This is a genomic window from Geovibrio thiophilus (assembly GCF_004087915.1).
GTDB classification, from domain to species: Bacteria; Chrysiogenota; Deferribacteres; order Deferribacterales; family Geovibrionaceae; genus Geovibrio; species Geovibrio thiophilus.
The window spans coordinates 1,948,138-1,956,516 of the sequence record NZ_CP035108.1 but is presented as its reverse complement, the minus strand read 5'-3'; the positions used below and the strand labels follow the sequence as shown (position 1 = coordinate 1,956,516).

The window sequence follows — 8,379 nt, the reverse complement described above, 5'->3', positions numbered from 1 at the left end:
CCTAGCGCCCTCCCTCAGGAGGGCGTTTTTGTATCTAGATTTTCAGCCTGAATTTTCTTCCGAAGAGGTTTGCCATTATTGAGTTGGAATAGATGCCAAGCCTTTTTCTCAGCCATAACAGCGGTCTTTTACCTTTTACTCTGATGCGTTTTATATAGCGGACATCCGTGTTGCGGGCGTTTGCGCCTCTGTCGAATGTGAATGCGCCCTTATAACCTGTTTCTTCAAGGATGCTTACCGAAAGCCTGTCGTACTGACCGCAGGGCCAGCTGAAAAAACCGCATGGGCGCGCAAGGAGATATTCCAGCTCTTTTTTGCTTTCTTCCATCTCAAAACGGCACTGTTTTGCGCGTTCGTCCATGCCTCTCAGCACAGGCTTGTCATCTTTGACAACATACCCGTTGTAGGCGAGGGCTGAACCCACATCATAGACTTTGTCACCTTCTTTCAGCCTTCTGCATATGCTGTGAAAGCACCAGTGCTTTTTGTCGGGATAAGTTCCCTTCGGTGCGGACGATTTAAATATCATGGGATAAGTGGCGGAGGCGCTGTAGACTTCATGCCCGAAACTGTGAACCGTTTCGTAAACTTCCTGCCTGCTCATGAAGCCGGAAAAGTTTTTGTCGCAAAGAGCCTGTTCAAAAGCCTGATCACGACCGAGAAGCTCTGAATCAGCTTTCTGAGTGCGTTTTGGTGTATCGTGCAGGAAGCCGGTAATGCAGAAGAAAACAGCCTTGAAGCCGAATTCATCCAAAACGGGCATGGCATTTATCCAGTTATCAAAAAGGCAGCAGTCAAAAGTGATTACAACCGGTTTGCCGGGTACTTCTCCGTCGCCCTGCATAAACTCATGAAGCCTGTCAGCGGAGATCGGCGTGTAGCCGCCCTGCGCAAGAGTCCTCATATGTTTTCTGAAGTCCTCTTTTGTTATATCGCTTTTGTCTGAAATGCTTGTATAGCTTATTACCGGTACTGATTTAAAGGCGGACAGCATTATTTATAAACCTCTCCAGCGCGGGCATAATATCGTCCGCAGTCAGATTCTCCATACAAGGGATCTCCTCACCTTTTGCGCATACTGATTTTCCGCAGGGCTGACAGTCCAGACCTTTGGTAATGTACGTGTGCTCGGGAGAATTAAACACCCAGCTTGTATGGGATGAGCCGATGATGATGAAGGTGGGAATCTTAAACGCCGTAGCTATGTGATGTGGGGCGGAATCATTTCCGATATGGAGCTTGGCTCTTTTAATAAGGGCTGTGAACTCACCGAGTGAAAGCTGCGGCATAAGAAACACATTCTCCGGCATCATCGGTACATTATTCAATATATACTCTTTCTCACCCGGACCATAGGTAAGAATCACCTTTGCGTTATATTTTCCGGTGAGAAAGACGGCTGTATCCATGAAGTGTCTTATTTTCCATCTTCTGGTATCCCGCTTGTGGGTGGGAGACATTGTTACAATAAAGTCACTGTCTTTAATCCCGAAACTGTGCAGCACTTCCGCGGCTTTTATGTCTGCGGAATCGGATGTGAAGAGCTCGGGTCTGGTATTGTGGTTTTCCGGTCTGAAGTCATTTATGAACGGCGCAAGGAGGGACAGCTTCGTCTCTCCGGGTCTGCCGCCCAGCCTTGGGGCGAGGGTATTGTAAAATCGCTTTCTCCTGCTGGTGGCGTAGCCGACTGTCTTTTCAGCACCGCTGAAAAAGCTCATCAGCGCTGTGCGGGGATTGTTCATAAAGTCCAGAACGGCGTCATATCTGTTTCTGCGAATCTGTATGATACTTTTGAGGAAACCCTTTAATCCGCTTTTTCTGTCTGTGGTTATGATATTTCTGAGGTACTGACTGTTTTCAAGCACAGGTTTGTTCGCCTGAAATGTGAGAAAGTCTATCTCTGAGTCAGGGTAGATTTTTTTAATTTCACGGGGGATGTGAGTGGTGAGAACTACGTCTCCTGTCTGGTATAGCTGTATGAGAAGAAATTTCATTTTGCACCGTGTTTTCAAGTATTTTGAAAGATAGCAGACTAAAAAGTTCCGGTCAATTTTTTAATAATATCCTTGTTAATCTGTGTTAAGACGTATTAATATCTTTATCATCAGATGTCACGGAGAGTACGCAGTGAGAATAGCCCTTGCTCAAAGAAAAATACTCGGTAAAAACGGAACCTCCAGAATTATAGCCGAACAGTCGAAAATTTTCAAAGAATCAGGGCATGAGGTTTTTATCTATTGTGTAAGGTGCGAAACTTACTTTCCTGACAGTGTCAGAGTGAAGAAATACTTTTCTCTCAGCCCGTTCCGCTCCGCCCGCCGAAACGGATATTCTCTCGGCTATGAAAAATTCTGCCGCAGAAACTCAGTCGATCTCTCAGTCGGCAACGGAGACACTGTGCATCAGGATGTGCTCTTTATGCACAATATTCTTGAGCTTGAGCATAAGCTTGTCTACGGCGATGAAGCTCACAGGGGATCAGATGTATTCAAGGCGCATGACAGAATCCTGACCGAGAAAAATTTCAGGGTTCTCATCTGCAACTCAAATATGATGAAGAACTTTTTCAGATCAAAGTACGCAGTTCCCGAAGAGAAGACGAGAGTCCTTTATCCGGGCTATGACCCTCACTTGTTTAATACCGAAGGAAGAGCGGAAGCGGCGGAATATGTACGCAGGAAGCACAGTATCAGCCGCCGCAGCGTCATAGGATTCATCTCCTCAGGCAACTTAGCAAAACGCGGCATAGACGTGCTGATCAAAACCGCTTCGGTGCTGGATGCGGATATATCGTCAGAGACGGCGCTTCTTCTTGTGGGAAAAGACAAAAATACGGATAATTATAAATTGATGATTCTTGAGGCAAACCCAAGGCTTGAGGTTATAACCGCCGGAGCAGTGAACGATGTGGAGAAGTACTTCAAAACCTGCGATGTTCTCCTTCACCCTGCGCACATTGAAGAATTCGGAATGACCGTTACAGAAGCAATGGCATGCGGAACCCCTGTCCTCACCTCACGCATGGTAGGCGCATCTGAGATATTCACTCCGGAAATGGAAAAGTATCTGACGGATAAGCCGGACGCTGATTTTATTGCCGCTCAGACAGCCGTTCTTCTGAAAAACAGGGAAGAGTATGCCGCATTGGCTTCCATGTCAGCAGAAGCGGCGAAAGCATGCACATGGGATGAATATTTCAGGGAGCTGTTTCAGATCTATTCCGACTTCTCACTCCTGCGCTGATTTTGTGCATTTTCTGCTCAGGTGTGCAGGAAGTTTGCTGTAAATAAAATTTATTAATATCTGTTAACTATTGATGTCTAAATATAATCCTTTTTGGCACGCAGGGAACGCAATTTGCTTTAATAACTGTGAAGATACTCATTTAAGGAGGCATAAAATGAGAAAAACAGTTATAGCAATGGCGGCAATTTTTACGATAGCGCTTGCCGGTTCCGCATATGCGCGTATGGGCGGAATGGGCTATGCTCAGTGCGCTCAGGCGGGCGGGCAGTATCAGGGGATGAACTATCAGAACGGTCAGTTTAAGGGAAGGGGCATGATGGCTCAGGCTAATGTGCAGAGAGGTCCCAGAACCGTTACTCAGTACACCGAAACAGAAGCGGAAAAAATTATAAATGATTACGCTGCGGCTAACCTGAAAGGTTATCAGGTCGGCAAACTGGAAGGCTTCACCACTCCCAGAGGCTTTACAATATGGTCGGCTCCCGTGACAGATAAAAGCGGCAATAAACTGAGCCTTACCATTACTCCCAACGGCGTGATGGTCGGTCAGTATCCTTTTCAGCCGATGCAGGGCAGGGGCGGCGTTCCAGCTAATCAGTAAGCGATAAAAAAGGCGGGCTTTTCACAGCCCGCCTTTTTTATGGAACTTAAGCGGTATAAATAATTTTAAGGAATCGCCTTTTCAGGCGGTTTTTTGCTGTTTTGTGTGATTTTTAAGCTGTTCCGGGGTAAGCCCCAGTCCGTCTCCCAGACCGAAGACATACCATTTTAGCTGCTCTTCGGTGAGATCAGAAGCCATTACAAATAGTTCGCCTTCTTTTTCGCCTTTGAGGATTACATTGAAATGGGATGATTTTCCTTCGACTTTCTTTTCAAGGAGAATGGACACATTACGCTCTATAGCCTGATTTATATGTCCGAGAACGGCAAAAACATTGCTCAGGAATTCTTCGCTGGACTTCATAAGACCTCCTAGTCATAAAACGGGCATCCATGCCCTAAAACCACCTGATATAGTTATCGTCCGTATATAAAGATCTTAAAGTATTTTTTCAGAGAATCACAGTAAAATTGAGAAAAATATGAAAAAAAAGCCGCAGCATGTCTTATGCTGCGGCCTTGAATTTGGTTTACGGAAGATTCTTCGGCTTACGCCTTAGAATGACGGAGTATATACTGCTTGCCTTAGCTGCAATGCGAATACCCGCAGGAGTAACAAATATCTGATATTGTATAGTTCAGAAACGGCACATCCTGTCCGTTTCTTCACACGCTCGCGCCGTGCTAAACACGGCTTCGCTCCGCACGGCGCAACTCCGTCCGTGGAGTTGTATATGCTGCTGTACGCACTCCGCAGGCACATTCCTGTGCCTTAGCTGCAATGCGAATACCCGCAGGAGTAACAAATATCGCAGCCTTCGACGTGTTCTATGGGGCTGCCGCATTCGGGGCAGGCGCCGTTTTTTACCTTGTGCTCCTCCTCATGAACGCTCACTGTTTCAAGGAGCTTGTCCACGCTGAGTTTATCCTGCTTGCCTGTTACCGTTATTTCAACTGCTGAGGCTTTGAGTGCGAGCTCAAGAGCTTTTCCCACTGCGTCCGAGCAGCTGAGCACGGTGTTCTGCCCGAAGCCGTACTTCATGTGGCAGGATATGCCTTTAAGCTGCTTTATTATAAGGTCTATGTCGCCGCCGCTTCTGAGGTCGAGGGAGATAAGCCTTCCTATAGCTTCGCATTGGCTCTGGGCGCATCCGCCCGCCTTGCCCATGCTTGTAAAGACTTCAAAGGGCTCACCGTTTTCGTCCTGATTTATGGTTACGTACAGCTTGCCGCAGCCTGTCATCATCTCAATAGTGCGTCCTATAAGGACAGAGGGTCTGGGTCTGGGTTTATTGGGAAGCTGCTCAACTGCCGCGGCTTCCTCTTTCTTGTCTTTTGTGCCTACATTGAGAACCTGTCCCGTGCGGCTTCCGTCACGGTAGATTGTAGTTCCCTTACAGCCGAGCTTGTATGAGAGAAGATAAGCGTTTCTGACATCTTCCACAGTCGCTTCATTGGAGAAGTTGACCGTTTTGCTCACTGCGTTGTCTGTGTATCTCTGAAAGGCAGCCTGCATTTTTATATGCCACAGGGGTGTTATTTCGTGAGACGTAACAAAAACTTTGCGCCATTTTGATGGAACTTCCTCAAGGTCGTGCACATGACCTGTATCCGCCACTTTTTCCATGAGATCATCTGAATAAAATCCGTCCTTTTTGGCTATATCCTTGAAAACAGGGCATACTTCCGGCAGCTTGTTGTTGTCCATGACGAATCTGTAGAACGCTATGGCGAAGTAGGGCTCTATGCCGCTGGAGCAGCCGCCTATGATGGATATTGTGCCTGTAGGCGCTATGGTTGTTACCGTGGCATTACGCATGTTCTTGAAGCCCATGGAGGGGTATACGCTGTCGTTGAAAGTGGGGAAGTTCCCTCTTTCCTTAGCGAGTTCCGCTGAGGCTTCTCTGGCTTTATCACGGATGAATTTCATTATTTTTTCGGCAAAATCTATGGCTTCATCGCTGTTGTAGGGGATTTCAAGCATGGCGAGCATATCTGCCCAGCCCATGATCCCCAGTCCTATTTTACGGTTTCTTTTCGTCTGGTTTTCGATCTGAACTATGGGGTATTTGTTCATCTCAATAACATTGTCAAGGAATCTGACGGCGATTTTTACTGTTTCCTCAAGGGCTTTCCAGTCTGTTTTGCCGCTGTCGGCAAATTTGCCGAGGTTAATGGAGCCGAGGTTGCATGACTCATAAGGGAGAAGAGGCTGTTCGCCGCAGGGGTTTGTGCTCTCTATCTCGCCTTCTTTCGGGGTGGGGTTTTCCGCGTTTATTCTGTCAAGGAAGATGATGCCGGGATCACCGCCTTCCCACGCAAGCTGAACCATCTGGTCAAAGACTTCCTTAGCGTTGAGGGTTCCGGCTTTCTTTTTTGTCTTAGGGTTTATAAGGTCAAAATCGCTGCCTGTTTCAAGAGCGTTCATGAACGCTTCGGTTGCGCCCACTGAAATGTTGAAGTTGGTGAGCTTGGTTTTGTCCTCTTTTGCGTACACAAAGTCCATAATATCAGGGTGATCCACACGGAGAATGCCCATGTTCGCGCCGCGCCTTGTGCCGCCCTGCTTGATGGTTTCTGTAGCCGCGTCAAAAACACTCATGAATGATACCGGACCGCTGGATACGCCCTTAGTGGTTTTTACCACATCGTCTTTCGGTCTGAGGCGGCTGAAGGAGAATCCTGTCCCTCCGCCGGATTTATGGATAAGAGCGGTGTTCTTAACCGCATCGAAGATGCCTTCAAGCGTGTCCTCCACAGGAAGCACAAAGCATGCGGAAAGCTGCTGGAGCTCTCTGCCGGCGTTCATGAGTGTGGGAGAATTCGGAAGGAATTTGAGTTCAATCATCTGATCGTAAAACTGAGCCGCTTTTGCGAGAACATCTGCTTTCTCGTCAAATTTTCTTTCGGCTTCAGCAATGTTCAGCGCGACACGCTGGAACATTTTCTTCGGCGTTTCCGTTGCATTTCCGTTATTATCCCTCTTTAAATACCTCTTCTTAAGAACGGTAACGGCATTTGCCGAAAGTTTCGGTTCACGGGAGAGAACCTTTTCGATCTCCTCGGTGTTAAGCATACAACCTCCGCACCCCCAGCCCGAAAAGCTGCGGGTTAGCGTTTTTTTCAAATAAGGACGCAAAAGCGTCTTGTACAAACAAATAACGCAGACCCGCAGATCCGCATTTTTATTAAAATATAGGGGAACGCATTTTTCCCAAGTATTTTTTTTAGATCTCTGCCGGAATAATCACCCTGAACAGGGGAAAAGCAGACTGCTTACCGGAATTAACAAAAGAAAGACTTCCGATCCCACGGTGATAAGCCACAACAACACCTTTACAGTTGAAATGTTGATATAAAGTTAACAAAACCCCCGGAACGCAACCTTGAACGCCGATAAAAATAAACAGGGTTTAAGGTAAAGAACAATTCCGCAGTAAATGTAAAAGGGGAGCTGAAAAAGAAGAAACGCACCGCCCATGAGATATATGTTAAAGCATGAATGGGGGTTCGTCAAATAAAAAAAGAATAAAATTTATCCTTGATTATCAGATAATTAGACTAAAACCCCCGCCCAATGCCGTTTACGGCTGAACGTGTTCCTTCTGCCCTCTCATCTCATCATCGGCAAGTTGTTTAAGGGTATAGGATTTAAGCTTCAAAAGCAGGCTGTCCTGAATGCTGCCCCACATTTTGTGGGCTGAGCAGGTGTTAACTATGCTGCAAAAACTGTCATCAAAAATACATTCATTTAAGCTGAGTTCGCCTTCGATTGCTCTGATTATGTCGTAGACTGTTATATCTTGGGTGGGTCTGTTGAGTCTGAATCCGCCTTTTTTGCCCCGTTCGGAGCTTAGAATATCCGCTTTGGCTAGGTTCTGGAGGATTTTGCCGAGGAAGCTGTCCGGAATGTCGCATGCTTTGGACAGCTCCGAGCGCATAAAAACCGTTCCTTCAGGTTTTTTGGCGATATGAATCAGTGAGCGGATCGCATAATCACTGGCTCTGGTAACTTTCATATGTAGCTCCTTATTTTTATCAAAATTAAAGATTCAGCATTAGTCTTGGTTCAAAGTAAATAAAAATACTTAGGATTCCGTCTAATCATACAAACACAGTCTGTTTCAGTCAAGGCTTTTGAGAGCGGATGTATCTTTTTTAATATAATTTATAAAAAGTGGTTGACACGGGAGCTAAAAAACTATAAATACGATTTCCCAATTAACAGGGGTGTAGCCAAATGGTAAGGCATCGGTTTCTGGTACCGTGTATTGTGGGTTCGAGTCCTTCCACCCCTGCTTCTCTCTTTTTTCAGTGTCATTAAATTATTTATCCGCAGACAGATTCTGTCTGCTTCGGTGAAAAATATTGACAAAAGCATTAAAAACTTATAAGTTCTTTTTTCCTTACAGGGGTATAGCCAAATGGTAAGGCAGCAGTTTTTGGTACTGTGTATTGTAGGTTCGAATCCTTCTACCCCTGCCATTTTTCCTCTGACATTTCTCTCAGCAGTTCCCGTCAGGCACTCTACAG

7 protein-coding genes and 2 tRNA genes are annotated in these 8,379 nt (G+C 46.2%); 4 read left to right on the top strand and 5 right to left on the bottom strand.

Annotation, left to right across the window (positions count from 1 at the left end; translation table 11 throughout):
• Positions 1-34: 34 nt before the first annotated feature.
• Positions 35-904 carry a polysaccharide deacetylase family protein gene (locus EP073_RS09200; protein ID WP_164885325.1) on the bottom strand — a complete coding sequence of 290 codons (870 nt, stop codon included), beginning with the start codon at positions 902-904 and terminating at the stop codon, positions 35-37.
• A gap of 73 nt (positions 905-977) precedes the next feature.
• Positions 978-1,994, bottom strand: coding sequence for a glycosyltransferase family 9 protein (locus EP073_RS09195; RefSeq protein WP_128466855.1), 1,017 nt, complete (start codon positions 1,992-1,994; stop codon positions 978-980).
• Between the two features lie 133 nt (positions 1,995-2,127).
• Here EP073_RS09195 and EP073_RS09190 point away from each other — a divergent pair, with 133 nt between their 5' ends.
• Together EP073_RS09190 and EP073_RS09185 are read left to right on the top strand one after the other, a co-directional pair.
• Positions 2,128-3,243: a glycosyltransferase family 4 protein gene (locus tag EP073_RS09190; protein ID WP_164885324.1), complete on the top strand. Its 1,116-nt coding sequence runs from the start codon at positions 2,128-2,130 to the stop codon at positions 3,241-3,243.
• Positions 3,244-3,400: 157 nt separating this feature from the next.
• On the top strand, positions 3,401-3,847 hold the full coding sequence (locus tag EP073_RS09185) for a hypothetical protein (RefSeq protein ID WP_128466853.1): 447 nt from the start codon (positions 3,401-3,403) through the stop codon (positions 3,845-3,847).
• Between the two features lie 81 nt (positions 3,848-3,928).
• On the opposite strand, the gene EP073_RS09180 is transcribed toward EP073_RS09185, so the two are convergent.
• The 3 genes from EP073_RS09180 to EP073_RS09170 all read right to left on the bottom strand — a co-directional run bounded on the left by EP073_RS09180 (position 3,929) and on the right by EP073_RS09170 (position 7,865).
• The gene (locus EP073_RS09180; RefSeq protein ID WP_128466852.1) at positions 3,929-4,210 is read right to left on the bottom strand and encodes a hypothetical protein; all 282 of its coding nucleotides are present in this window, start codon (positions 4,208-4,210) and stop codon (positions 3,929-3,931) included.
• 408 nt (positions 4,211-4,618) lie between these two features.
• Complete coding sequence (locus EP073_RS09175; RefSeq protein WP_128466851.1) at positions 4,619-6,922, bottom strand: vitamin B12-dependent ribonucleotide reductase; 2,304 nt, start codon at positions 6,920-6,922, stop codon at positions 4,619-4,621.
• 508 nt (positions 6,923-7,430) lie between these two features.
• Positions 7,431-7,865 (bottom strand): RrF2 family transcriptional regulator, encoded by a 435-nt coding sequence (locus tag EP073_RS09170; protein WP_128466850.1) that lies wholly within the window; start codon positions 7,863-7,865, stop codon positions 7,431-7,433.
• Between the two features lie 207 nt (positions 7,866-8,072).
• Here EP073_RS09170 and EP073_RS09165 point away from each other — a divergent pair.
• Together EP073_RS09165 and EP073_RS09160 are read left to right on the top strand one after the other, a co-directional pair.
• A tRNA-Gln gene (locus EP073_RS09165) sits at positions 8,073-8,144 on the top strand.
• A gap of 112 nt (positions 8,145-8,256) precedes the next feature.
• Positions 8,257-8,331: transfer RNA gene (locus EP073_RS09160), tRNA-Gln, on the top strand.
• The last annotated feature ends 48 nt before the right edge of the window (positions 8,332-8,379 follow it).